We start from the raw sequence: 23,768 nt of genomic DNA, 5'->3' as shown, positions 1-23,768 counted from the left end.
CTCGCGATTAGCGATCCTCTCCAAAATAACTGTCGTCGTATTGAGAGCGTTGCGCGCGTTTGTTATGGCGCTTCTTGTCTTTTTTGCCGCGTGGCATATCGTCATCAAAATCGTCGTGGTGGCGAGATTTAAACTTCTCTTTTTGTTGCGAGCCGTGTTTTAACCATTGATCCCACTGTGCCATGGTGGTATTTTCCTAACGCTTGTTGATTGTCAGTGCTATGTGTAGCCGAAGTGTTAGACACATAATGTTTGCCTAACGATTCTAAGATAGCCTAAAAATTGACCGTCGACTAGTGAAATAGGCGTGAATTTAGCGATTTTTTCTGTGCCCTTATAACTGACCGGAAGATGATACTAACTCATTGATTAGGTTGCTTTTATCTCTATTGGTTAGCCAGGTAAGGTAAAGAGGATGGGTCAACATATGGCCGTGGTCAATCAGGTGGAGTTGTCCATTGTCGAGATAAGGATGAACCGCTAATGACGGTAGAAACGCGACGCCACCGTGTACGAGTAAATAGTTTAATGCGAGTTGGCATGACTGGGTGTGTAACACAGGTGAACGTTGCAGGGACGCAATTTGGCTTTGCTCGAGCGAAAAGCGAGTGCCCCAATCTAGATAGATCAGGGGGAGGGTCTCGCTCGTGTCCAGCGTGAGCCCCGGTAAATGGCTGACTAACTGAAGTTGGTAATCGCCTAAGTGATGCGATTGTAATCCTTCAAGCTTAGGCAGCTCTGAGGTCAACCCGACATCAATACGTTTTTCAATCAAATGGCGCGCTAGCAACTGGGCTGGCGTCGACTCGGTACGGATCAACCAGTCTCCGTGTGCCGCACAGACGCGGTTTACCCATGCGCTGACGCCATCGAGTTCCCACAGCATCGGGGAGGCGGCTAGCGTCAGTTGCGCGCTCGCGTGGTGCATCGCACTGACGTCCTGTTGGGCGCGCTGCCAGGTTTGCAGCATGGTTTCAGCGTAAGGAAGTAATCGCTCCCCCGCATCGGTCAGACGAACATTATTGCGCTGACGAATAAACAGGGATGTATTCAGCTGTGTTTCGAGTTGTCGAATGCGAAAGCTCACAGCCGACTGGGTCAGGTAAAGGTTGTCCGCTGCACGACCGAAGTGACGTGTCTTGCTGACTTCAATAAATGTGCGCAGGAGTTGAATGTCCAATGGCGGTTTCCTTCTCGGCGATATTGGGCATTTAGGCAAAAAACCTCGATGCACGTCAAGTGAATGCGCGCGATATCAATCAGAGCATCAGATCCGCCAAGGTCAAAGGGCGTTCGGTCAAGCCAAGCCGTTGGGCTGGCGTGAGATGCGCGCGGTCTTGCCAACATAAGTTGTGCCATGCGCGATAGATATCAAGCAAGGGTAGCAGTCCACCCGGGCGCAGTCGGCGTCTCGGCTCATTGACCAACAGTGAAAACTGCTGGTGGAAGTGCTGTTGATATTTTTTCAACGCATCACAGCTTGCATGGGTTAACCAATAGGCTTCTTGGCCTTTATTCTGGCCATGATCGCAGATTGCTTTAGCGCCGTCGCCACGGCGAGTAAAGGCCCAACGGTCACGCCACCAGCTTAGCAAAACGATATCAATTTTTTCTGGCTCTGATCCGGGCTGCCAACCGGCATCCTGCTCGACGTATACATGGCTGACGCGCTTATCGCGAATATCGGCCTCAAAAACGGAGAGGCAAGCGGAGCGCAATAAGGGCTCTTGTGGCGAAAACACCACAATTTGCTGCCAATGTTCGATTAACGGCTTGAGGTTGAGGTAGTGTGCATACGTGGTGTATTGAGGGCGGATCAGCGTGCCGCGATTAGGATAAATAAAATGCAGTGGCTGCGTATAAGGATCTTCGACATTCGAGCGGGCAAAGACATCGCGGTATTTGGCATCAACCCGACCCAATAATCCCTCTGGCCGTACCACTGTTTCTTGCGGCTGACCCGCACTGTGCGTCGACATAAACCGACAATCAGATTGGTAAGGGTCATGGTGTGTGGTCAAGTGGTGATGGTCATCCGCATGATAATTCACATCTTGCTGCAGCACGTAGCCACTATGCGCTTCACCCGTTGCTAGCCATTGCACGCCATTGTCGCTCTTGGGCTGCAATGCGGTGTGGACACTGGCTAGGTGACCGGTTGAGGTATCAGCTAAAAACCGACTATCGTAAGCGGCAAGCTTTTGTCGGCAACGTGCGGCTATTTGGTTAAGATGATCGTAGAAGGTTTTCGGATTCAGCGACAGCCGCCGGCAGATGTCACGCACTGTGTGGCCAGTAAAAAGAAAGGCCAACAGCTTTTGCTGTAACTCACTTTTTTTGTTGACCCCAGACCAGCGATCGACAAAGGTACTTTGGCAGCTTTTGCACCGATAACGCTGACGATCGCCACTATAGCCGAACGCATGATAACAATGCCGATGCGTGAGCACGGGTTTGCCTAAATGCTCACACTCTGGATTGGTACAGGCACACAAGCCATCGGCATGAAGTTGGCGCTGAGCAATCAGCTCAGCGTGAACATCATGGTTATTTAACAGTGGAGGAAACGCGCCACACTCACGGCACACCAAGATTGGTCGTGCTGGATTGGTGTGCTGAACCAAGTAATCTTGCTCATCCTTTGACCCAAAATTCGGGCAGGTGAGGGTTTTACAGAAGTTCAGCTGTAAATCACCGGCCGCGAGGGGCAGTTTACCGCTAGACACGTTTCCTCCGACCAACACTTACAGGTTGATTGCGGTTTCTAGCGAAACAGTCATCATCTCGTTAAATGATTTTTGACGTTCATCTGAGCTAAGTGCTTCACCGCGAATAATATGATCAGACACAGTCAGAATGGTCAGTGCACGTGCGCCCAGCTCTGCGGCGACACCATAGATACCCGCCGCTTCCATATCCACTGCCAGAATGCCAAGGTTATCCATTTTATTGAACAAATCGGCTTCTGGGCTATAAAAGAGATCGGCAGAGAAGACGTTCCCGACACGCACGGAAACATTTTGCTTGCGTGCTTCACCGACTGCTGTTTCAAGCAGGTGGTAGTCTGAGATAGCTGCAAAGTCGTGACCCGCAAAGCGTGTGCGGTTGACTTTCGCATCCGTGGACGCACCTTGTGCAATGATGACATCCATCAGTTTGACATCGTCTTTAACCGCACCGCAGCTACCGACGCGAATCACGTTTTTAACACCGTAATCTTTGATCAACTCATGCACGTAGATTGAGCAAGATGGGATCCCCATGCCGTGACCCATGACAGACACTTTTTTGCCTTTGTAGGTACCGGTGTAGCCGAACATGTTACGCACGTCGGTCACGCGCTCCGCGTTCTCGAGAAAGTTTTCGGCAATGTACTGCGCACGCAGCGGATCACCAGGCATGAGGACAGTTTCAGCAAATGCGCCGTCTACAGCATTAATATGTGGGGTAGCCATAGTGTGCTCCAATTATCTTTAGTTAAGAGAAAAAGCGTTCGATCACGGCTTGGTAAGCCATGCCGCCAAGGTAGATACCAACAATGCCCATGATCCCAGAAATGACCGGGGGAGCAGGCAATGGTAACTTGATCGCGCTGAAGAAAAAGCCAACGATGGCACCAGCGACGACCGCAAGTAAAATTTCGTTCATTATAACCCTCAAACATCTAGTTAGGTGCAGTCCAGCTCAAATCGGTACCTAAATTGCGACAGTCATAGCTGTCTTTATTGTCTTTTAAGTGGTTCCGCATGAGATGGGCCCAGTGTATGTAACCCGTGCGCATTTACGCGCGATCCTGATCACAACTATCCCCATATTAGCGCGTAAAACCCTTAATGATTACTAAATATGTTGATAGTGTCGATGCAATCGCTTGCTTTTTGCGCAAGTCGCGCGTTTTTTTCGTTTCTATAACGCGTGCTGGTGACGCATTGTCCGCATGTCGTCGACTCAATTGCCGTTTTTTTGCGCAAGATCAAAACAGTTTTGGTAAGCGTCATTGGCATGCTTGAATGAAAGACATGATGACTGGCTTGTGCGTACAAAACCTATCGCCTCATGCCATGCGCTTGATCAATAACATTATAAATATGAATAATTCTCACTTCTATTCGTGACTTGATTATTCAACTGCGTTAGCATTCCTCTACCGATTTTTACGAGGAAAGGGCTATGCAAGCTTTTCGTTCATTTGTTCAATTTATTTTTCTTACTGTTTCCTTAGTGCTAAGCGGCCATGCTGCGGCGAAAACAATCACCCATGCGATGGGCACGGTTGAAATCGACGGCGTACCACAGCGCGTCGTTGTCTTGGGGCAAGGCAGTTTGGATGTACTCGATCGTCTTGGCGTTGAGCCTGTTGGCGTGGTGAAGTCCTTAATGCCGGATTATCTCGCCAAAACCTATCAAGACGATAAATATGTTGCGGTCGGGACGGTGAAAGAGCCTGACTATGAAGCCATTTTTACCGCAAAGCCTGATTTGATCATTGCGGAAGCGCGTATGGCATCGCTGATGGGCGAGTTAGAGGAAATCGCGCCGACTATCATGTTTAAAGCCGACTACGAGCACTATTGGCAAAGTGTGCAAGCCAACTGGCGCATGCTTGGCGAAGTGTTTAATAAGCAAGATAAAGTCGACGCAATTATTGAGCAAATGAGCAGCAAAATTGCGCAGACGCATGAGAAAGCGGTGGCGGACAACTTTAACGCGCTGATGGTCATGAGTAACGGCAGTAAAGTGGCGATGTTTGGCGAGAATAGTCGTTTTGGTATGGTGTTTGATGAGCTAGGCTTAAAGCCAGCGAAAAGCGACGATGTGGAAGTCGCCGGCTCACACGGTAACTTGATTTCATTCGAATATATTGCCGACGCCAACCCAGATGTCTTATTAGTCCTTGATCGTGAGCAGGCGATTGGGGAAGGTGAAGGCAAGGCGAAAGCGCGTTTTGACAATCCTTTGGTCAATAAAACGCAAGCTCACCAACAGCAACGTATCAGCTATCTCGACCCAACCGCTTGGTACATCACCATGGCTGGCATGACGGCGATGGACAAGATGATTGATGATGTAAACCGCGTGCTTTAATCATCATACGACAAACAAGCAGACCCAGGCTGGACCTGGGTCTTTGTGGTTCTAGACCTCAACGGTAGTGATTCTGTGAAGTATCTTTCTATTCCTGTCCTTGTGGTGTTGGCGATCTTGTCGATATCCATTGGTGTGGCGCATGTGTCCCTTGCGAGCTTATGGGCGGGCGACCCAGAAGCGTGGACGATTTTTACCACCAGCCGTATTCCTCGTTTACTGGCTATTTGTCTGGCTGGTGCGGGCTTAAGTGTGGCTGGACTCATCATGCAGCAGATATGCCAAAACCGCTTTGCCGCGCCTGATACCACGGGCACCATTGATTGTGCGCTGCTGGGTTATGTACTGACGTTAGTTATGTTTGGGGGGGCCAGCCAATGGCTGGATCTGTCCGTTATTGTGGGAATGGCAATGGCCGGCACCTGGTTGTTCGTCCACTTTCTCCAACGTCTGAAGTTTAAGAATACCGTGCTGGTTCCCTTGATAGGGATCATGTACGGCAATGTGGTCTCCTCGCTGACCCAGTTTTTAGCTTATAAGTACGATCTGATTCAAACCTTGCAAGCGTGGACGGTCGCCAACTTTTCGTCGGTGCTGGCGGGAAATTACGAAGTGCTTTTTGTGGCTATTCCAGTATGTGGTATCGCCTATGCGTATGCCAGCCAATTCAGCGCCGCCAGTATTGGTGAAAGCTTTGCCAAAAACATCGGCCTTGATTATCAAAAGGTGGTGCTATTTGGTGTCATGGTGGTCGCGTTGTTGTCTTCCGCTGTGGTGATGATTGTCGGCGTTATCCCTTTCCTTGGCTTAATTGTGCCTAATGTTGTCTCGCTTTTTATGGGCGATAACATTAAACGTAACCTACCTTGGACAGCCTTTTGGGGCGTGGTGTTGGTGCTGAGCTGCGACATTCTGGGCCGCGTCATTATCTTCCCCTATGAAGTCCCGATCGCGATGATTATTTCTATCTTAGGCGGTGCGGTGTTTATCTATCTGGTGATGAGGGACAAAGCCAATGCGTGATGGTATCAAGCTCTCTCTTGTCGCAATGGGAGTGGTGCTCGTAGCCGGGTACTTTTTAGGGCATGGATTAACGGCGGATAATTACGCGTATTTTCTTTCACGACGAACCCCTAAGGTCTTAGCTATTACGCTCGCTGCCGTGGCGATCTCGGCTTCTTCGCTGGTGTTTCAAACCATCACCAACAATCGGATTTTGACGCCTTCGATTCTGGGCTTCGATAGTTTATACGTCCTTTTGCAAACCGTTTTATTGGTGGTATTCGGCTCAAGTAGCGTATTGCTGATCAATGCTTACGCGAACTTTACCGCCAGTGTGGTGCTAATGACGATCAGCGCGACTGTGTTGTTCACACTTTACTTTCGTCGCCATCGCGCCAACATCTACACCCTGCTGTTGATTGGTATCGTGCTAGGTAGCGTATTTGGCAGTATCAGTCAGTTTTTTACCTTATTGGTTGACCCGAGTGAGTTCGCTATATTGCAAGATGCGATGTTCGCCAGTTTCAATAATGCCAACCGTGAACTGGTCTATGTCAGTGTGCCGGTACTCGCTGCTTGTTTGCTGGTGCTCTATCGATTGAGCAATCAGCTTGATGTGTGCTTGTTGGGTGAGGATAACGCGACCAGCCTTGGCATCGATACACGTCGACTCACCCTAAAGGTAATGATGGTGATTGCGGTGATGATTGCCTTATCAACCGCTTTGGTCGGGCCGGTGCTCTTTTTTGGTTTGATTGTGGTGAGCCTTGCGCGGCAAATGTTTGTCAGTTATCAGCATCGGTTTTTAATTGTGGCCACGAGTGTGTTGGCCGCATTTTTGTTGTTAAGTGGCCAGTATGTTGTCGAGCAATGGTTTGGGTTTGAGACCACGGTGAGTGTGATCATTAACTTTGTCGGTGGGGCTTACTTTTTGTATCTCCTGACGAAAAACAAGTTTTAACATTATGATTGAATTAATTGGATTATCGAAAGCTTACGGCCAAACACAGGTGGTGAATCAAGCCAGTGCTCTGTTTCCCCTCGGTAAAGTGACCGCTATCATCGGCCCTAACGGGGCGGGGAAAAGTACGCTGCTGTCGATGGCGAGCCGGCTGACAGACAGTGATGCGGGTGAAGTCTTGATTGGCGATAAACCGCTCAGTGAATGGAGCAATGAGGCATTAGCAAAAAAGCTGGCCGTGTTGCGTCAAGCAAACAACGTCAATATGCGCTTCCGGGTGCGTGAACTGGTGGCGTTTGGACGCTTTCCCCATTCCAAAGGGCGGCTATCCGAACAAGACAATGCCATGATTGACGATGCGTTAGCGCAGCTGGGGCTAACAGAGTTGCAAGATCGCTTTATTGATCAGCTCAGTGGTGGCCAACGGCAAATGGCATTCATTGCCATGGTGGTCGCGCAAAACACTGACTATGTTTTCCTCGACGAGCCACTCAACAATCTCGATATTCGTCATTCTGTGGCGATCATGAAAACGGTACGAGAGTTGGCACACCGATACAATAAGGCGGTCGTGGTCGTGATGCACGATATTAATTTTAGTGCGTGTTATGCCGATAACATGATTGCGATGAAAGCGGGTGAGGTTGTTGCCAGTGGTCGAGTAAAAGACGTGGTGACTAAACCCATCATGGAGCAGATTTACGAGATTGATTTTGAAGTGGAGGAGATAAACGGGCAGCGCATTTGTCTGTATTATGGCGTCGCGACGCCGTCCCCGTCGATGGCCGCCATCGAGTCCTAACTTTCTCGGCGACTAGCCGCCACTCGAGGCTAGTCGCCTGTGTCATCTCGCCGCCACGCCTCATATAATGAGGGCGTTCAGGCGTCATTGAGCGCTCACTTGTTGACGTCTACTGGCGGCTTTTACGGGCTCACGCGTTAGCCACCAGCTGGCCAGTGAGCCAAATGTGACCATGGCCACGCCTTGCCAAAAGGTGAGCGTCAACGAAGTCGAAAGTAACACGGCCGACAATAAGGTCGATAAGATAGGAATGAAATAGGACAAGGTGGCCAAGACCATCAAATTGCCCTTGAGAATGCCAATATTCCAAAGCCCGTAACCGCCTCCCATGGCAAGTCCAGCGAGCATCACATAGCCGCTGGTTTGCCATGATAGACTGATGGCGGGTGCGTCAGAGACGAGGTAGCCCACCCATAACGTCACCGCGGTGGCACAGAAAAACCAGGTTATCCCGTTCTTACCCTGTGCGCGCATCTTGGTGAGATTGCAGTATATCGCCCAAATAATCGCTCCGCTAAACGCCAATATATAACTAACCGGATTTGATTGAATATTTGCTACGAGGTGAGACCAAGAGACGCCTTGTTTCCCTCCTACTGTCCACACCACACCCATAAAGGCGACCGCTAACGCAGGATAGAGCCAAAGGCTCACTTTCTGACGGGTCAAAATAACCGAAAACAAGACGGTTAAGCACGGCCAGAGGTAGTTGATCACCCCCATTTCGATTGCTTGGGTGCGGGTATTCGCCCAAGCCAGTGATAAGGCCAAGCACAGTTCATACACCACGAATAAAACGCCGCCGATAACTAAATATTGGCGTGGGAACTCCCGGAGGTTGGGTAGACCCACAACGCCAATCAAACAGAAGGCGGCTAGGGTATAAATCGCCGCTGCGCCACCGAGTGGCCCAAGCAGTTCGGTAACATGGCGAATAAAGGCGACATTGCTGCTCCAAAGCAGGATAGCGCCGCATCCGGCCAGCGTATATCGGTTCATGAGGGAGGCGTCCAAATAAAACCTCTAAATTGCCTTTTTTATTGGGCGAGTGCAACGGCGCATGCGATGACTTGTGTCACTGTACGCCCAATGTCGCAAGCAACCTGCATACTAGGCGAGAAAGTAAAACGATAGTCGGTGATCGTCGAGCGCCGTCAGTGACTCGGCGGTGTGAGATTAGGTGTTGCAAGCAGTGTATCGAGTGGTGTTGGGTGGTCGATAAGAAACCCTTGCACGTAGTGGATGCCAATTTCTTGCACGCAGGCCAGTTTTTCCTCGTCGGAGACCCATTCCGCCACTGTTTTGTACCCCATAGTGTCACAGATGCTGACGATGGACTCCAGGATGACGCGATCGATTTTGTTTTCTCGGTCGGTGAGGTTAGCTACAAATTGACCGTCGACTTTGACCACATCCACATTGAACAGCTTTAAGTAATGAAATGAGCAGAGGCCGGCGCCAAAATCATCTAGCGCGACATGTGCGCCATATTGGCGTAGTTCGTCAATAAAGGAGACCGCTGTGTTTAAATGACTAATGAGGGCTGATTCAGTGATCTCGAAACACAATCGCTCGGCAGGGAAGACAGAGGCGCTCAATAGCTGTTTGAGTTGAGCCTGAAATTTAGGGTCACTGATTGAATTGGCTGAGAGGTTGATATTGAACCTGAGTCCTGACGCTGCCAACTCCACCGCGCGCGTATTGAGCACATAGTTCACTACCCAGCCATCGATATCACGAATGTAACCAAAGGCTTCCGCAGCAGGAATAAATTCCCCCGGATTCATAATATGGCCGTCGGTATCTATCATGCGTATTAACAGTTCGTACCAGTGTTCAACCACAGGCCCTTGTGCGGGGGCGACCTGTTGACCATAGAGCGCAAAGCGGTTTTCAGTCAGTGCCCGTGTAATTTTCCCCACCATTTGCATGTCACTGTGGCGTCCTTGTGCGGTTCCTGAGATATCGTTGTAATCCATTATCTGCCCGCGTCCCGACGACTTGGCCTCATACATCGCCACATCGGCGCGACTCATCAAATCCGAGAGCGTTAACGTCGCATCGTTCACATCCACTAACCCCACACTGGCACTGATGGCAAAAATGCGCTCGCCATAGGAGAAAGACAAGTGTTCAAGCTGTTTGATTAAGTCGGCGATCGTATGCTTCGCATCGCGCATATTGCAGTGAGTGAGTAGCAACGCAAACTCATCGCCGCCCAAACGCGCCACCACATCATCACTGCGTATGTTATCGGCTAAGGCTTGTGATACCTGGCATAGGACTTCGTCACCGGCGTGATGGCCGACCGAGTCATTGATGATTTTGAAAAGGTCTAAATCGATAAAGGCTAGCACGGAAGGCGACTGACTCTCGCGGGACAAGTGATTTTCCATCAGGGTTTCAAAGGCGCGGCGATTGGGTAGCTGCGTGAGCGAATCATGATTGGCGTTGTAGTCTAACTGTGCCATCAGCGCATGCTCATCCGATACGTCTCGCAGCACAAACACATACCCGTGTTCACCGTTTTGGTTATTGTTCAGCGGAGACACAGCCACCGATACATACACACGCTTACCATTGGCTAGCACCAATTGGTAGGCATCTTGTATTTGCGTTTCAAAAAAGGTCTCTGTCTGTTGATTGCTAAAGCTAGAAAGCAGCACCTGTTGTTGGTTTTTATACAGCTCGAAAACGGTGTCTACAGGTTGGCCGAGTGGTAGCACGCTATCATTGGCAACAAGCCACTGCGCGGTGTTGTTGAGGTAGGCCAAGTTGCCCTGATCGTCGATGGTGATCACCGCATCGTTGATAGAGTTCATCACCACATCAAGCTGTTCACGCTCTTGGGCCAGTGCGTGGTTAAGCTCGTTGATTTCGGTATTGTCCCAATTGGCGCCGATCATCCGTACTGTGTTGCCATTATCATCTATCTGTAAGCTGGCGAGGGCACGGAGGTAGCGAATGCGTCCTTGGCTATCAATGATACGAAATTGGGTATCCAGGCGTTGATGATGCTTGAGGGCATGCTTAAGTGTTTGGTTGATGGTCTCTGCATCATCGGGATGAAGGCGTTGCTGCCAGCTGGCGAGTGTTTCACGGCCTTCGGCCTCGGGGACATCGTAGAGGCGGTACATTTGTGCGTCCCATTCTAGCCTGTCTTCGTTAACGTGATACTCCCAAATACCAATATTGGCGGCTTTTGTCGCGGCTTCTAGGCGGCGGCGTAAGGTGTCTGTTTGCCGGTTAGTCAGATACTGCTCCGTGATGTCAATCACGGTACTCAAGACGGTTTCGGCTTCTTCCCCCGTTTGCCGTGCCGACGATTGACGCAGATAGCGATAGGCGTTCTCATCATTTTTAAACCGGAATACCTCCACCATCCGATCGGTGTGTTTGTCGACCAGCAGGCGCATAGATTGCTCCCAGGCGGCGCGATCATCTGGATGTATGCGACTGACCCAGTCTTGGTAGGTGCGTATCTGTTTGGCATTGATGCCGAGCAAAGGCGCTGACCACCCAGAAAACAAGAGTGCGCCCGTATCAACGTTGAGCTCAAAGACGGCAAGTTTGTTGATATCGAGGGCAAAACGCCAACGCTCAAGCCAACGTTTTTGTTCCCGCTGTGCTGCTTTGAGGGCGTTAATATCTTCGACTTGGCTGATTAAGTGAGTGACATGCCCAGCGTGTTTATCCCGCACCGCGGTGACGGAGAGACGTCCCCATACTATCTCCCCATCCACGCGCACAAAGCGTTTTTCCAATCGCTTATTGTCAGAATGGCCCATGATCAGATCATTAAAATAATCCCTCAGCGACGATTGGTCTTGTTCTCGTGTGAACAAAGACACATGCGAGCCGAGTAGCACGTGGCGCTCGCAGCCAAAAAACTGCGACAAACTGGCATTGGCATCTTGGATGATACCTCTGGGATCAAGTATCGCCATCCCAATCAATGAGTTATGCATGGCTTGTGTGAGCAGCGAGTGCTGCTCAATGTGGTGCCGCTGATGACGGCGATAGCTATATGCCAGCTGTGTCATCCCAACCCCGATCGCCAAGGTCGCCGCTGCGGTGACTAGGCGCGACAAGGATACCTGGTGCTCGTTGTCGATATGGAAAGCAAAGACACCGATTGCAGAAAGGAGGTCAAAACTGACCACTGACAAGGCGATAGTGGCAAGACCTATTATCCTGCTTTGCAGTGTGGCGGCAATGAAAAACAATCCTGTCAGCGCGATAAACGGATAGGGAAAGGCGTAAAAAAGTAAGCTGATCAAGACAAAAAGCGCGAGACTGCCGCTGATCATGGTCGCTGGAGAGTAAACGGGTCGGTAGAGTTGGTCGAGAGCCTCCGTGTATAGCCGTTCTTTGAGTGCCAAGAGGAGCGGGAATAGGGCGACAAACCCAATAAATTCACTAAAAAACCAACGTACTAGATAGTAGTTGAATCCGTGATCACTGAAGGCGGATAAAATATAGCCCCCGAGGAGGGCACCGACAAGTGGGCTAACGACCGCTACGGGCATCAGTCCGCGGATAAATGGCCAAACACTTTGCAAAGGATTGCCATAACGTCGGCGCATAAACAGGAATAACGTGCAGCCCGTGAAGGCAGTCAATGTATTGATCAACGCCAGCTTGAGGCTCAGTGCATAGGGGAGCCCCATCAGATAATCCGCTGCGAATACGCCGACAAAAAAACCGAGTGTCGCAAGAGGGCGTGTGCGGTGAGGATAGTGGGCTAGCGAGAAAGCGCCTACAGCGGAGGCATACCAAATAACCGCAAACTCTTCGCTTTCAGGAATGACAGCTAAAGAAAAGCACACCAGCGAGAAGCTAGTTGTCATCAATACCAAAAAGGCGTGAATCGCCTGAAGCACTCGTTGACCGCGGAGCATGGCTCTCCCATTACTTACAATGACCTAGCCGTAGCTTAGCGCATTTTTCCTAAGAATTAACGACGTTTATTGCGTTTCCGCTATTTGTGCCGGTGCTGATTTATGCCGCGCCTTATTAAGTAGTAGCTGGGGCCTAGAATGGTTTGGTTACAAGCGTGTTAGATCTAGTGCTTTAGTCGAAATTTGATCACTTTCACCGCGATTAGGCATGAAGCATGGCATCAATAAATAAAGCGTGGCCGTTCTGTGTGTCGTGATACGACCGCATGCCATGACGTTGGATAAAATGGGTTCAGTGAGGAACAAAGGTGGTTCGATGACAGGGAATGCAATGAACAAACAATCATGGTTTTGGGTTGCCATAGGCACCACGTTGGCACTGTTAGTGTTGGTGAGTGGGCGCTTTTTTTCCGAGCAGTTTTATGGCGTGGCGGGGCTACTGGCTTGTCAAGCGCTCGTGACTGTGTTGGCAATGAGGGTGTACGCGTCGACACCCAAGGAGGTATCGAGGCAGGATATTGAGGAGGAAACCCAAACGCTACCGATGGAGACGGTTGGACGGCTAGCAACGCGCGCCACTATGAACGCCATGAATGCGGCGGAAGTCTCGCATCGCTCAGATATATTGAAAACGCGACTAACCGACCAATTTTCTGCGGTGGTGGAAGTGACCGAGACGGCACAGCATATCGAACAGACGTTGGCTGATACCTGCCAAGCGCAGGCAGCGTCTGTTGAGCAAGTGACGCGCATGCGAGATCTGAGCTTGGAAGGTGCCGATAAGCTCACGGACTCCATTGAGGAAATGCGTGATATTAACCAAAAAACGGCTGAAACAGTGGCACGTATTAAAGCGCTAGACGCTAACGTCAATAAAGTGAGTGATGTCGCACAAGTCATTGATGCGATTGCAGAGCAAACGAACCTATTGGCGTTGAATGCCGCCATTGAAGCAGCACGAGCGGGAGAGCAAGGGCGTGGCTTTGCGGTGGTGGCCGACGAAGTGCGTCAGCTTGCTCAGCGTACGTCACAAAGCACCAGTGAAGTCGCGGAAATCATAAAACAGATCATGACAGAGTCGAGTAATGTGATGACCCATATTCAAACGCTGTCATCGGATGTCGAGTCAGGGACGTTGAATGTTGAAAGAGGGGGAGAGATTTTAACCGGCCTCTCGTCCAGAGCCGATCAGGTTGAAGCCGCCGTGAGACAAATGGCGGATGGATCGTCACAAAACAGTGCAAGCCTCGAGCAAATTGCTTCAGCATTGACCCAAGTGCGGACTGGATTGAAAGACAGTGATAACCAGGTGATTGCGCTGAGCCAAGAAGCGGAAGGCTTGATGGAAACCACCGAAAAAACCAATGCCGTTTTTGCCGAGCTGTCTGAGGCGAGTCCGCATCAACGCTTTTTCAAAGCGGCCAGTTTATGTCGCGATCGCATAGAGGTGGCGTTTGCACAAGCCATTGAGCAGGGTGAGATCAGTAAAAGTGATTTGTTTGATCGTCACTACCAGCCGATCGCGAATACCGATCCTAAAAAATATACCACCCGATTTGATAGCTTGTGTGATCGGATCTTACCGCCTATTCAAGAGCCAATTCTTGAGACTGATGAGAATATTGTTTATGTGATTGCCAATGACAACCATGGCTACGTCCCCACGCATAATCAGCGCTTTTGCCAGCCTCTCACCGGCGATTATGCGCAAGATATCACCGGAAACCGGACTAAACGCTTATTTGATGACCGAACAGGTAGGCGTTGCGGTCAACATACTGATACCATGTTGCTGCAGACCTACAAGCGCGATACCGGTGAGGTAATGCATGATCTCTCTGTCCCTCTTTTCGTTGCAGGTCAACATTGGGGCGCAGTGAGAATGGGGTATTATCCACCGGTATCGGCGGATTAAGCGAAAAGGAGTAGCAATGAATCCAGTTGCGATTGTAACCGGGGCAAGTGGCGGCATTGGCCGTGAGACGGCAAAACTATTGGCACAGCGTGGCTATGCCATTTGCATCAATTATCTGAGCAACAGTGAATCTGCTTTTGCGCTTGTTGATGAACTTCAAGCGATTGGTGTCAATGCCATTGCGGTTCAGGCGGATGTGTCGAGCGAAGAGGGCGTGAAGCGCTTATTTAGCGAAGCAGACAACCGTTTGGGAAATATCACTGCACTGGTTAACAACGCAGGGATCATGTTGCCGCAGTCGGCGGTGAGCAGTATGGATGCCGAGCGGATCAACGCGATGTTCCAAGCGAATGTCACCAGTGCCTTTTTGTGTTGCCGCGAAGCGGTACACCGCATGGCGCAGTCCCGCGGCGGGAACGGTGGCGCGATTGTCAACGTATCTTCCGCAGCGGTAAAAACCGGATCGCCCAATGAATATGTTGACTACGCAGCCACCAAAGCTGCCCTTGATACTTTGACCATGGGGCTCGCTAAAGAGGTGGGGCGTGAAGGTATTCGTGTCAATGCGGTACGGCCAGGACCCATCGATACGGATATGCATGCCGCAGGCGGTGAGCCGGATCGTGTCGCCCGCGTAGCGGATAACATTCCACTCGGGCGTGGTGGCTCTACCCTTGAAGTGGCCGAAATGATTGCTTGGTTATTATCTGATAATGCCTCGTACTCGACAGGCAGCTTATTTGATGTGGCGGGGGGGATGTAACCGCGTTTTTTCATCAATTTGTAAGTAACTTGGGTTTTCCTCTGTCTATGATTAATAAGGAGGAGAAAGCCAATGGTTGAGAACATAATACCCAGTTTGGCGACCTTACCGTCACTGGGTTTATTTTTTGTGATTATATTTGCTTCGTATGTCTTTGAAGATGGTGCGATCGCGCTGGCCGCTTTTGTTGCTGTTCAAGCGGTATTAGCCTGGCCTATGGCGTTACTGGCTATCTTTGTTGGTATTGCCAGTGGTGATATCGCGCTATTCTTACTGGGCCGGTACGCGCGACGCTACCGGCGTTTACGTGCCCGTCTGTTAATGCTAAAAGGCGTCCGTGACGCGCGCCACTTGTTGCGTCGGCATGCTTTTTTAAACCTGTTTCTTATACGCTTTATTCCCGGGCTTAGAACGGTCACCTACAGCCTCAGTGGGTTTCTTTTTATCCCGTTTCGTACGTTTTTATTGTCCGTGGGGATTGCCACCGCCTGTTGGACAGGCGTGATCTTTTGGGGGGCATTCACCATTGAGCACAGTGAATGGCTAGCAGAGAAACAGCTCACTGGGTGGGCCTTTGCTATTGCGGTTATCGCGTTGGTGCTGATGAATCGTTTTCTTCGTCGTCGCGCATTGTTAACCCCCGCAAAAGGTTCGGTATGACAAAGCCCTCGATGATGCTCATCGGTCAAGCTGGCATGCCCAATTACCCTGTGTCACGGCCGTTGGGCTGGTTTGAGTTTCTGCCGGCGTGGTGTTTCTACACGCCCGTCGTGGTTCAATCAATCGGGCTTGGCCTCTACTATCGCAGTTTGACATTGCCATTGATTGCCAACCCAGGCATCTCCCTTTCAGGAATGGTGGGTGAGGCTAAATCAGAGGTGTTTGCTCAAGCGGGCGACACGGCGCAACGATACATCGCTGCCTATTGGCGATGGACGCGGCCCAATGCCATCACCCCCAGCATTAAAAAAACGCTACTTGCCGAACTTGCGAAGGCAGGTATCACTATGCCGCTGGTGGCTAAGCCGGACAAAGGCTGTCGAGGGGCTGGTGTTCAGCGCATTGATACGGAAAGAAAGCTCTTCGCCTATATCCGCACATTTCCACCCGACAGAGACATTATTTTCCAAGCATTGGCACCTTACGACGCGGAAGCGGGGGTTTTCTATATTCGCTATCCCGGCGAGGAAAGGGGGCAAATATTTTCCCTCGGGTTGAAATACTTGCCCGCTGTGATCGGTGATGGTAAGCGCACCTTAGCCGCGCTTATCCAACACCATGATGCCGCCTCTGTGCGTGGACATCTTTATCATCAGCGCCACCATCATCAGCTTGATGAGGTAATACCAGCTGGCGTACGTATGCCGCTAGCCTTCTCGGGTAGCCACTGCCGCGGTGCCATCTTTAAAGATGGGGCGGCTTGGGTGACGCCGGCGCTGACGGCAAAAATAGATACGATCGCCAAAGACATTAATGGCTTTTACTTCGGCCGTTTCGATATCAAGTTTCGCGATATCGCGTCGTTACAACAAGGGAAGGGGCTGTGTATTGTCGAGATCAACGGCGCGAGTAGTGAGCCGGCGCATATTTGGGACAGTGAGGGGGGCTATTTCCAAGCCATCAGAGCACTTCTGCACCAATATCGGCATTTGTACCATATTGGCGCACGCTTGCGATTGCGGGGGCACCAACCACCTTCTGTGTTTGCTTTGCTACGCGCCTGGTATCAAGAAAGGCGCTGGATGAAGCAATACCCAGGAACGGACTAAAACGGCATGACATCTGCTTGTATGAAGATGATGGCGCCAAATTGCCGCAACATGTACTAAGGTGAGGGTATGCATTCGAGTCTAACCAAAGCAGATAGTGCGATTATTCGTGGTAACCTAGATGTGGCTTATCAGGCACAGCAGCTACTAGCGAGTGTCACGAACGAAGCTTATAGCCGTATGCAGGCTGATGGGTTTACCAGCACCATTGGCCAACATATGCGTCATGCGCTTGATATGTATTGGGCCTTACACCAAGGAGAGGGCAGTGGCGTCATGGATGCAGATGAACGTCGGCGAGGCCATCGTGTAGAAACCGATAAATCCCTTGCCCAAGCTGAGTGGCAAGCCATAGCCAGCTGGTTGCACACGCTGTCTAATCAACAACTCAAGCAGTCGATACACGTATCGACACAAGTCACCTTATATGCCTCCAACACAGTGAAGACCCCCTCAACCATAATGCGTGAATTGATTGCAGTGGCCAGTCATGCCACTCACCATTTTGCTATGATGCGCACAGCAGCCCACGATCTGGGCGAAGTGTTGGATAAAGAGATTGGCATCGCCGCCGCGACAGCAAGTTATCAGCGAGAGCAACATCAATGTGCACGCTGACATGGTTGACCTCGGAGCAAGGGTTTGAGCTGTGTTTTAACCGTGATGAGGCACGAGGTCGAAGCCGTGCAATACCGCCGAAAATTTATCAAATCGCGGGAACACGCGTACTTATGCCGATTGATCCTGATGGGATGGGAACCTGGATAGCGGCGAATGAGCATGGACTATTGGTCTGTTTGTTAAATGATTATCAAGGTCAGTCGTCTGTTGTGCCCAAGCGTAGTCGGGGTCAGCTGGTTAAATCCGTGGCCCGAGCACGTGACTTAACCCAAGTTGGGCACATCGTCTCTGCGCATACAATGACGGATTTCTCACCGTTTAACTTGCTGGTGTTTCGTCCCGCTTCGCCTATTGGAACGCCACCTAGGTGCCCGGCCCCAAAGGCGTGGCACTGGGATGGACAAACCTTACAGCGTATTGAGTGTGTGCCACCTGTCGTGTCGTCTGCGGTGGTACCGGATGATGCGCGTCGAACCCGCTCAGCGCTATTGGCATCAAGCCTGCACGCGAGTCCTTCCGTGCACGGCTTAATCCAGTATCATCGTAGCCACGAACCTGTATTAGGTAGCTTATCTGTTTGTATGCACCGAGACGACGCGAGCACGGTGAGCTTCACCCATATTCGCGTCAGCTCGGCGACGACCAGCATGTACTATTACGATGGTGCACCGTGTCGGGTTAGCAGGCCATTGGTCACGCACTTACCGCTGGTGACCGATAACATTACACCGTTAAAAGCCAACACTGGTTCCGACACTGACTGAACTGGTTTCTGCGTCGCCTCTATCAGCATAGGTTAATTCAAACGCCATTTTAGGGCCAACGGTGGGCTGTAATTCAAATCCCACAGTGCCTGTGGCGCCCCAGCCAATATCTTTATCTGTGCCGAACTCAGTTTGATAGTAGTTGCCGCCACCGCGTAGGTAGATATTGCCCATTGACATGGGAAAGTTAACTTGTAATCCAACCGGAATATAGGATGAAGTCAGCTTGGTTTCGGTGCCATTCTCATTGTCAAAGTCAGCGCTGGTTTCGCCATATCCGGTATATAAGCTCGTATAATCTGTCACGCGTAAGGTGCCATTGACTTCCCAAGTGTGACCTGTCTCCGTTTGAGAGCCGTATTTTACGTCGGTGACACTTGCGCTAGCACCGATACTGAGCGGGGAGGTTTGCGCTTGTGCGGTTGTGGCCAGCAGCATGCCAGCACACAGTGTGGCGAGCGATAAATGTTTGGTCATAGTAACTATCCTTTTTGACCGAGCGTGCAATTGACATCATAGGTTCAGTATAAGAAGTTAGCGGCGCGCGTACACTAAGCTTGAGCGATATTTGTGCTTTAACGCTGTCTGGTGACAAAGAATCATCAGGATCGATTTTAAGTCTTGATGAGCAGTGCTATTGTATTGTCCCTTGTCTTTCAGCATGAATGCATGCGTGTTTGTTTCTCAAAGGGCCCTATAAATGAAATTTGCTGTTCTCAATCAAGCGATCTACGACCACCTTTACCGTGATATTGAAGCCTTTCGCACCACCTTTGATCTGCCCTGCAATGATCCAGATTCTCTCGATGACAAGGCCGATGATTTGCACACGGCGTTGGCGGTAGAAGAGATGACAGAGCTTGCGGAAGCCGACTCGCTGGTTGAGCAAGTGGACGCTATTGTTGATAGTGTCTACGTGCTGATGGGGCGCGCTGTTCAAATGGGGTCGCGTGGATACCGGGAACAACTCGAAGTGAGCTACATGATTGATATCTTGCTTCAAATCGCCTCGCGCCTAGGTATTGATTTTGTGACCTGTTGGGATGAGGTGCATAGCAGCAATATGAGTAAAGTCTGTCGCAATCAACAAGAGTTTGCCGATACCCAAGCGTTTTACGCGCAAAAAGGGATAGACGTCGTTGCCAGCCCCAAAGAGGATGGCATCATCGCTAAATGTGCCGTCGATGTCAGTGTGGACGGCAAGCTTATCCGTGAAGGCAAGGTGATGAAATCGGTCTACTACCGTCCCGCTGACCTTGCCAAGTGTGTGATGGCCGAGTTGGCGTAGTCCTACGCTTCTCGCTTGTGTAAAACGCCACCGCTGATCGCGGTGGCGTTTTTGGTTGTGAGACGAGAATACCGATTAGAGTGAAAGCTCTTATCGCCGTGGTCCAAGGCGCGGCTGTCATAAAAAATTGTCAAAATTGTCTTTTTATCTAGCACGTCACTCGGCCTTTTTTCTTCTATACTTTTGCACCTAACGCTGATTTAAGTCTACGTTGAGGGTTTGCGGTTGATTTAAAGTGGATGATGTCTGTTTTAGTGTAATCACTCAGGTTACTGAGCGATGAACGCGTCGTTATCCAATGTAGGGAGAATATTGTGGAACATCCTTTTTCACTTGCAGGTAAAGTCGGCATTGTCGCCGGACTGGCCAATGAAAACAGCATTGCGTTTGGGTGTGCTCAAGCGCTGAGCCAAGCGGGTGCCGATGTGCTGGTCACTTATGGCACACCCAAGGCAGAGCGATTTGTGACCCCGCTCAAAGCGGCCATGGGCGATCCAGAACTGATGCTGTGTGATGTGCAGGACGATCAACAACTCGATGCACTATTTGCGCGTGCCAAGGAAAAATGGGGACGGGTTGATTTTGTTGTGCATTCAATTGCTTTTGCGCCTTTGGATGATTTACACGGTCGCGTGGTCGATTGCTCGCGAGAGGGGTTCTCGCTAGCGATGGATATTTCTTGTCATTCATTTATCCGTATGGCGAAACAGGCAGAGCCACTGATGCCTGATGGCGGCACGCTGTTTAACATGTCCTATTATGGGGCGGAGAAAGCCGTCGATAATTACAACCTTATGGGGCCTGTCAAAGCGGCGCTTGAGTCAACCACCCGCTACTTAGCAGCAGAATTAGGCCCAAAAGGGATCCGGGTGCATGCTATTTCCCCCGGCCCGATCAGAACCCGTGCTGCGTCGGGGTTAAAAGAATTTGAAGCCTTGGCCGTGGATGGTGAGACGCGCTCGCCCCTTCGGCGATTGGCAACCGTACAAGATGTTGGTCATGCTGTGGTGTACCTTAGCGCCGATGCCGGCCGTGTGTTGACGGGGCTAACCCATTACGTTGATGCTGGTCATCACCTTAGGTTTTAAGCGCAACGAGGCTAACACACACTTTTTTGACTTGATCGATTATTAAGGAGCCCGCCATGTCAGGGACGAATAACGAGGAAGTCATCGAGAATAAGACGTACGATGAGATTTCATTAGGCGATGAGGCGTTTTTAGAAAAGCGCCTCACCATGGAAGACATTAAGCTTTTTGCAATCATGTCGGGGGATGTTAACCCTGCTCATGTGGATGATGATTTTGCTAAGAGCAGTCGCTTTCAAGAAGTGATTGCCCATGGTATGTGGGGTGGGGCACTGATTTCTACCGTACTCGGCACAAAACTACCCGGCCCCGGCACTGTCTACCTTGGACAAACACTGGCGTTCAAAGCCCCTGTCATGCTCGGCGATGTGCTGCGCGTTGCCGTTCGTGTCGATAAAATGGACGAAAAACATCACCACATTGTGTTTGCCTGTCGCTGTGAAAACCAACGCGGTGATACCGTGATTGAAGGGGAAGCGCGCGTCCTCGCCCCCACCAAAAAAGTTCGGCGTCAACGCACCGTTTTACCTGAAGTGCGTTTATCCGAGCGCGGGCAATTGCATGCGATTTTAACCGCGGCCGATCACCCTGATCCTATGCACACCGCGGTGGTGCACCCAGTCGATGATAGCTCGATCCGCGGCGCGGTCGCATCGGCGAAACAGCAGCTCATTATTCCCACCCTCGTCGGACCTCGCGACAAAATAATGGCGGCGGCGGATAAAGCCGAGCTGGATATTCGTGACTTTGACATTGTCGATGCACCTCATAGTCATGCGGCGGCAGAAAAAGCGGTGGCCATGGCGCGTGCGGGGGAGAGTGAGGCGCTAATGAAGGGCGCGCTGCATACCGACGAATTGTTACACGAAGTGGTCAAACGAGAAGGTGGGTTGAGAACTGAGCACTGCCTCAGTCATGTGATGGCCTTTGATGTGCCGACCTACCCGCGCCCGCTATTTATTACTGATGCCGCCATTAATATCTATCCAGGATTGGCTCAAAAGCGCGATATTATTCAAAATGCCATCGAACTGGCTCATGCGATTGGCAATAGTCATCCACGGGTGGCGATATTGTCGGCCGTGGAGACCATTAACCCGAAATTGAATGCGACCCTCGATGCCGCGGCACTGTGTAAAATGGCGGAACGTGGTCAAATAACGGGCGGTATCTTAGACGGACCGCTTGCGTTTGACAGTGCTGTTTCCGAGGACTCTCGCGTAACCAAAGGGATTGACTCCCCGGTTGCAGGGTGTGCGGATATTCTGGTGGCGCCCGATCTTGAGGCCGCCAATATGTTGATGAAACAATTGAGCTATCTTGCCGATGCCACCGGCGCGGGTGTGGTGGTGGGGGCGCGTGTGCCCATTATGCTCACCAGCCGTGCCGATGATGCACTAACCCGTATTGCGTCGAGCGCGCTGGCGTTGTTGCTTGCGGAGCATCAACGAAAAGCACTGAATAAGTATAAGTAGGGCGACGATGGCGAACATACTGGTCATTAACAGTGGCTCGTCGAGCTTAAAGTTTGCATTGTTTGATACCGAGGGCCCCGTGGATTCGGGGTCTGGCTCATCGGTTCATGTCTTAGTCAAAGGGCAGTTCTCAGGGCTCGGAACCGATCGCTACGATGTATCAATGACCCGCCATAAGCCGGGGATCAGTACGGTCTCCCCGGGCTCTGCGCCGGACCATCATACTGCTGTCGCGTCGTTACTCGTCTGGTTAGAGCGCCACGGGCTGTTGGACGATATTGTCGCCGTCGGTCACCGTGTGGTTCACGGGGGGAGGCATTTTCAGCAATCAACGCCTCTTGATGCGCGCAGCGTCAAGCTTTTGGAGGCATTAACCTCGCTAGCACCGCTTCATCAGCCTTATAGCCTTGCTCCGATTAAAGCATTGCAAACGCGATTACCCGATATGCGCCAGATTGCCTGTTTCGATACCGCCTTTCATGCCAAGCAGCCAAAGGAAGCGCGTCAATTTGCGCTTCCTTATCCAATGTATGACAGAGGCTTTCAACGGTATGGCTTTCATGGCTTGTCCTATGACTTCATCTCGCGCTGCTTACCCGAGGTGATCCCTGATTTTGATCGCGACGCTAAAGTGATTGTTGCACATCTTGGTAATGGTGCGAGTTTGTGTGCTATCCAATCACGGCAAAGTGTGGCTTCCACCATGGGCTTTACGGCGCTGGAAGGCTTACCCATGGGCACGCGAAGTGGCGCCATTGATGCGGGATTGGTGCTGCACCTGATCACCGAAGAAGGAATGACACCCGACGACGTCAGCACACTTTTGTATAAAGAGTCGGGTCTATTAGGCTTATCGGGGATCAGCAGTGATATGCGCACTTTATTATGCAGTGATAAACCCAGAGCCAAACAGGCGATAGCGCACTATTGTTATCGAATTGCGCGAGAAATCGGTAGCCTGTGTGCGGCAATGGGCGGTGTCGATCATCTGGTGTTCACCGCTGGGATTGGCGAGCATGCTGCACCTGTGCGCGAGCGTGTGGTGGCACAGTGTGATTGGCTAGGCATGCGCTTGGATGCGTCGGCCAATCAAGCCAATCAAGCCTGTATATCCGCATCGGATAGTCAGATCGGTGTGTGGGTGATCCCCACTGATGAAGAGCGTGTTATTGCCGCTGATTGCGCCGCGATGCTGCGATGATTATCGTTTCTTTGCGTTGTTTGCCGCCAATGGGAGGAGATATTGGCTCAAAACGGTTTAACGTAAATTGATGATTGCAGCGCCCGTTAGACGCTAAAAGTGTGATATTCCATACAAGATTTTTTCTAGGAGT

At 50.9% G+C, this 23,768-nt stretch carries 22 protein-coding genes; 14 read left to right on the top strand and 8 right to left on the bottom strand.

From position 1 onward, the window contains the following. Nucleotides 1-7: 7 nt before the first annotated feature. From FCN78_RS15895 to FCN78_RS14700, 5 genes are all read right to left on the bottom strand, one after another. Nucleotides 8-184 (bottom strand): hypothetical protein, encoded by a 177-nt coding sequence (locus FCN78_RS15895; protein ID WP_155522544.1) that lies wholly within the window; start codon nt 182-184, stop codon nt 8-10. A 150-nt stretch (nt 185-334) separates the two neighbouring features. Next, entirely contained in the window at nt 335-1,180 is an 846-nt protein-coding gene (hdfR, locus tag FCN78_RS14715; protein WP_077658936.1) for an HTH-type transcriptional regulator HdfR, read from the bottom strand. A 79-nt stretch (nt 1,181-1,259) separates the two neighbouring features. Further along, complete coding sequence (locus FCN78_RS14710) at nt 1,260-2,726, bottom strand: lactate dehydrogenase (protein WP_077658937.1); 1,467 nt, start codon at nt 2,724-2,726, stop codon at nt 1,260-1,262. Nucleotides 2,727-2,744: 18 nt separating this feature from the next. Further along, a complete protein-coding gene (deoD, locus tag FCN78_RS14705) occupies nt 2,745-3,455 on the bottom strand; it encodes a purine-nucleoside phosphorylase (RefSeq protein ID WP_069360912.1) in 711 nt (236 codons plus the stop codon). 22 nt (nt 3,456-3,477) lie between these two features. Then, nucleotides 3,478-3,648: a XapX domain-containing protein gene (locus FCN78_RS14700; RefSeq protein WP_021023774.1), complete on the bottom strand. Its 171-nt coding sequence runs from the start codon at nt 3,646-3,648 to the stop codon at nt 3,478-3,480. A 522-nt stretch (nt 3,649-4,170) separates the two neighbouring features. Between FCN78_RS14700 and FCN78_RS14695 the strand changes: the two genes are divergently transcribed. The 4 genes from FCN78_RS14695 to FCN78_RS14680 all read left to right on the top strand — a co-directional run bounded on the left by FCN78_RS14695 (nt 4,171) and on the right by FCN78_RS14680 (nt 7,850). Further along, complete coding sequence (locus FCN78_RS14695; RefSeq protein ID WP_069360913.1) at nt 4,171-5,085, top strand: siderophore ABC transporter substrate-binding protein; 915 nt, start codon at nt 4,171-4,173, stop codon at nt 5,083-5,085. A 75-nt stretch (nt 5,086-5,160) separates the two neighbouring features. After that, on the top strand, nt 5,161-6,108 hold the full coding sequence (locus FCN78_RS14690) for an ABC transporter permease (protein WP_069360914.1): 948 nt from the start codon (nt 5,161-5,163) through the stop codon (nt 6,106-6,108). Further along, nucleotides 6,101-7,048: an iron chelate uptake ABC transporter family permease subunit gene (locus FCN78_RS14685; protein WP_069360915.1), complete on the top strand. Its 948-nt coding sequence runs from the start codon at nt 6,101-6,103 to the stop codon at nt 7,046-7,048. The genes FCN78_RS14690 and FCN78_RS14685 overlap by 8 nt, the downstream gene beginning before the upstream one ends. A 4-nt stretch (nt 7,049-7,052) precedes the next feature. Then, the gene (locus tag FCN78_RS14680) at nt 7,053-7,850 is read left to right on the top strand and encodes an iron ABC transporter ATP-binding protein (protein ID WP_077658938.1); all 798 of its coding nucleotides are present in this window, start codon (nt 7,053-7,055) and stop codon (nt 7,848-7,850) included. Nucleotides 7,851-7,934: 84 nt separating this feature from the next. On the opposite strand, the gene yddG is transcribed toward FCN78_RS14680, so the two are convergent. Both yddG and FCN78_RS14670 read right to left on the bottom strand, forming a co-directional pair. Further along, a complete protein-coding gene (gene yddG, locus FCN78_RS14675; RefSeq protein ID WP_077658939.1) occupies nt 7,935-8,849 on the bottom strand; it encodes an aromatic amino acid DMT transporter YddG in 915 nt (304 codons plus the stop codon). A 155-nt stretch (nt 8,850-9,004) separates the two neighbouring features. Beyond that, the gene (locus tag FCN78_RS14670) at nt 9,005-12,751 is read right to left on the bottom strand and encodes an EAL domain-containing protein (RefSeq protein WP_077658940.1); all 3,747 of its coding nucleotides are present in this window, start codon (nt 12,749-12,751) and stop codon (nt 9,005-9,007) included. A 271-nt stretch (nt 12,752-13,022) separates the two neighbouring features. On the opposite strand from FCN78_RS14670, the gene FCN78_RS14665 reads away from it, so the two are divergent. The 6 genes from FCN78_RS14665 to FCN78_RS14640 all read left to right on the top strand — a co-directional run bounded on the left by FCN78_RS14665 (nt 13,023) and on the right by FCN78_RS14640 (nt 18,583). Continuing rightward, a complete protein-coding gene (locus FCN78_RS14665; protein WP_077658941.1) occupies nt 13,023-14,666 on the top strand; it encodes a methyl-accepting chemotaxis protein in 1,644 nt (547 codons plus the stop codon). A 16-nt stretch (nt 14,667-14,682) separates the two neighbouring features. After that, nucleotides 14,683-15,429 (top strand): SDR family oxidoreductase, encoded by a 747-nt coding sequence (locus tag FCN78_RS14660; RefSeq protein ID WP_069360920.1) that lies wholly within the window; start codon nt 14,683-14,685, stop codon nt 15,427-15,429. 72 nt (nt 15,430-15,501) lie between these two features. Next, a complete protein-coding gene (locus tag FCN78_RS14655) occupies nt 15,502-16,089 on the top strand; it encodes a DedA family protein (RefSeq protein ID WP_077658942.1) in 588 nt (195 codons plus the stop codon). Further along, nucleotides 16,086-17,198 (top strand): ATP-grasp domain-containing protein, encoded by a 1,113-nt coding sequence (locus FCN78_RS14650; protein ID WP_077658943.1) that lies wholly within the window; start codon nt 16,086-16,088, stop codon nt 17,196-17,198. Before FCN78_RS14655 ends, FCN78_RS14650 begins: the two co-directional genes overlap by 4 nt. A 69-nt stretch (nt 17,199-17,267) precedes the next feature. Then, the gene (locus tag FCN78_RS14645; RefSeq protein ID WP_077658944.1) at nt 17,268-17,816 is read left to right on the top strand and encodes a hypothetical protein; all 549 of its coding nucleotides are present in this window, start codon (nt 17,268-17,270) and stop codon (nt 17,814-17,816) included. Then, a complete protein-coding gene (locus FCN78_RS14640; protein WP_077457119.1) occupies nt 17,804-18,583 on the top strand; it encodes an NRDE family protein in 780 nt (259 codons plus the stop codon). Before FCN78_RS14645 ends, FCN78_RS14640 begins: the two co-directional genes overlap by 13 nt. Here the strand turns inward: FCN78_RS14640 and FCN78_RS14635 are convergent. Continuing rightward, nucleotides 18,551-19,060: an outer membrane beta-barrel protein gene (locus tag FCN78_RS14635; protein ID WP_069360925.1), complete on the bottom strand. Its 510-nt coding sequence runs from the start codon at nt 19,058-19,060 to the stop codon at nt 18,551-18,553. The genes FCN78_RS14640 and FCN78_RS14635 overlap by 33 nt on opposite strands. Nucleotides 19,061-19,283: 223 nt before the next feature. Here FCN78_RS14635 and FCN78_RS14630 point away from each other — a divergent pair, with 223 nt between their 5' ends. The 4 genes from FCN78_RS14630 to FCN78_RS14615 all read left to right on the top strand — a co-directional run bounded on the left by FCN78_RS14630 (nt 19,284) and on the right by FCN78_RS14615 (nt 23,635). Beyond that, a complete protein-coding gene (locus FCN78_RS14630) occupies nt 19,284-19,871 on the top strand; it encodes a nucleoside triphosphate pyrophosphohydrolase family protein (protein WP_077658945.1) in 588 nt (195 codons plus the stop codon). Between the two features lie 314 nt (nt 19,872-20,185). Next, nucleotides 20,186-20,959, top strand: a complete 774-nt coding sequence (gene fabI, locus FCN78_RS14625) for an enoyl-ACP reductase FabI (protein ID WP_077658946.1) — start codon at nt 20,186-20,188, stop codon at nt 20,957-20,959. A gap of 56 nt (nt 20,960-21,015) precedes the next feature. Further along, on the top strand, nt 21,016-22,434 hold the full coding sequence (locus FCN78_RS14620) for a bifunctional enoyl-CoA hydratase/phosphate acetyltransferase (protein ID WP_069360928.1): 1,419 nt from the start codon (nt 21,016-21,018) through the stop codon (nt 22,432-22,434). Nucleotides 22,435-22,441: 7 nt separating this feature from the next. Further along, a complete protein-coding gene (locus FCN78_RS14615; RefSeq protein WP_077658947.1) occupies nt 22,442-23,635 on the top strand; it encodes an acetate/propionate family kinase in 1,194 nt (397 codons plus the stop codon). The last annotated feature ends 133 nt before the right edge of the window (nt 23,636-23,768 follow it).

The organism is Salinivibrio kushneri (assembly GCF_005280275.1).
In the GTDB taxonomy this organism is placed as follows: Bacteria; Pseudomonadota; Gammaproteobacteria; order Enterobacterales; family Vibrionaceae; genus Salinivibrio; species Salinivibrio kushneri.
This window is presented reverse-complemented; position numbering and strand designations above follow the sequence as displayed.

Excerpts from the sequence above, each read along its gene's own strand:
- FCN78_RS15895 (WP_155522544.1), bottom strand. The coding sequence starts at position 184 with ATGGCACAGTGGGATCAATGGTTAAAACACGGCTCGCAACAAAAAGAG.
- deoD (WP_069360912.1), bottom strand. The coding sequence starts at position 3,455 with ATGGCTACCCCACATATTAATGCTGTAGACGGCGCATTTGCTGAAACT.
- FCN78_RS14700 (WP_021023774.1), bottom strand. The coding sequence starts at position 3,648 with ATGAACGAAATTTTACTTGCGGTCGTCGCTGGTGCCATCGTTGGCTTT.
- FCN78_RS14695 (WP_069360913.1), top strand. The coding sequence starts at position 4,171 with ATGCAAGCTTTTCGTTCATTTGTTCAATTTATTTTTCTTACTGTTTCC.
- FCN78_RS14685 (WP_069360915.1), top strand. The coding sequence starts at position 6,101 with ATGCGTGATGGTATCAAGCTCTCTCTTGTCGCAATGGGAGTGGTGCTC.
- FCN78_RS14680 (WP_077658938.1), top strand. The coding sequence starts at position 7,053 with ATGATTGAATTAATTGGATTATCGAAAGCTTACGGCCAAACACAGGTG.
- yddG (WP_077658939.1), bottom strand. The coding sequence starts at position 8,849 with ATGAACCGATATACGCTGGCCGGATGCGGCGCTATCCTGCTTTGGAGC.
- FCN78_RS14670 (WP_077658940.1), bottom strand. The coding sequence starts at position 12,751 with ATGCTCCGCGGTCAACGAGTGCTTCAGGCGATTCACGCCTTTTTGGTA.
- FCN78_RS14665 (WP_077658941.1), top strand. The coding sequence starts at position 13,023 with ATGACGTTGGATAAAATGGGTTCAGTGAGGAACAAAGGTGGTTCGATG.
- FCN78_RS14660 (WP_069360920.1), top strand. The coding sequence starts at position 14,683 with ATGAATCCAGTTGCGATTGTAACCGGGGCAAGTGGCGGCATTGGCCGT.
- FCN78_RS14655 (WP_077658942.1), top strand. The coding sequence starts at position 15,502 with ATGGTTGAGAACATAATACCCAGTTTGGCGACCTTACCGTCACTGGGT.
- FCN78_RS14650 (WP_077658943.1), top strand. The coding sequence starts at position 16,086 with ATGACAAAGCCCTCGATGATGCTCATCGGTCAAGCTGGCATGCCCAAT.
- FCN78_RS14645 (WP_077658944.1), top strand. The coding sequence starts at position 17,268 with ATGCATTCGAGTCTAACCAAAGCAGATAGTGCGATTATTCGTGGTAAC.
- FCN78_RS14640 (WP_077457119.1), top strand. The coding sequence starts at position 17,804 with ATGTGCACGCTGACATGGTTGACCTCGGAGCAAGGGTTTGAGCTGTGT.
- FCN78_RS14635 (WP_069360925.1), bottom strand. The coding sequence starts at position 19,060 with ATGACCAAACATTTATCGCTCGCCACACTGTGTGCTGGCATGCTGCTG.
- FCN78_RS14630 (WP_077658945.1), top strand. The coding sequence starts at position 19,284 with ATGAAATTTGCTGTTCTCAATCAAGCGATCTACGACCACCTTTACCGT.
- FCN78_RS14620 (WP_069360928.1), top strand. The coding sequence starts at position 21,016 with ATGTCAGGGACGAATAACGAGGAAGTCATCGAGAATAAGACGTACGAT.
- FCN78_RS14615 (WP_077658947.1), top strand. The coding sequence starts at position 22,442 with ATGGCGAACATACTGGTCATTAACAGTGGCTCGTCGAGCTTAAAGTTT.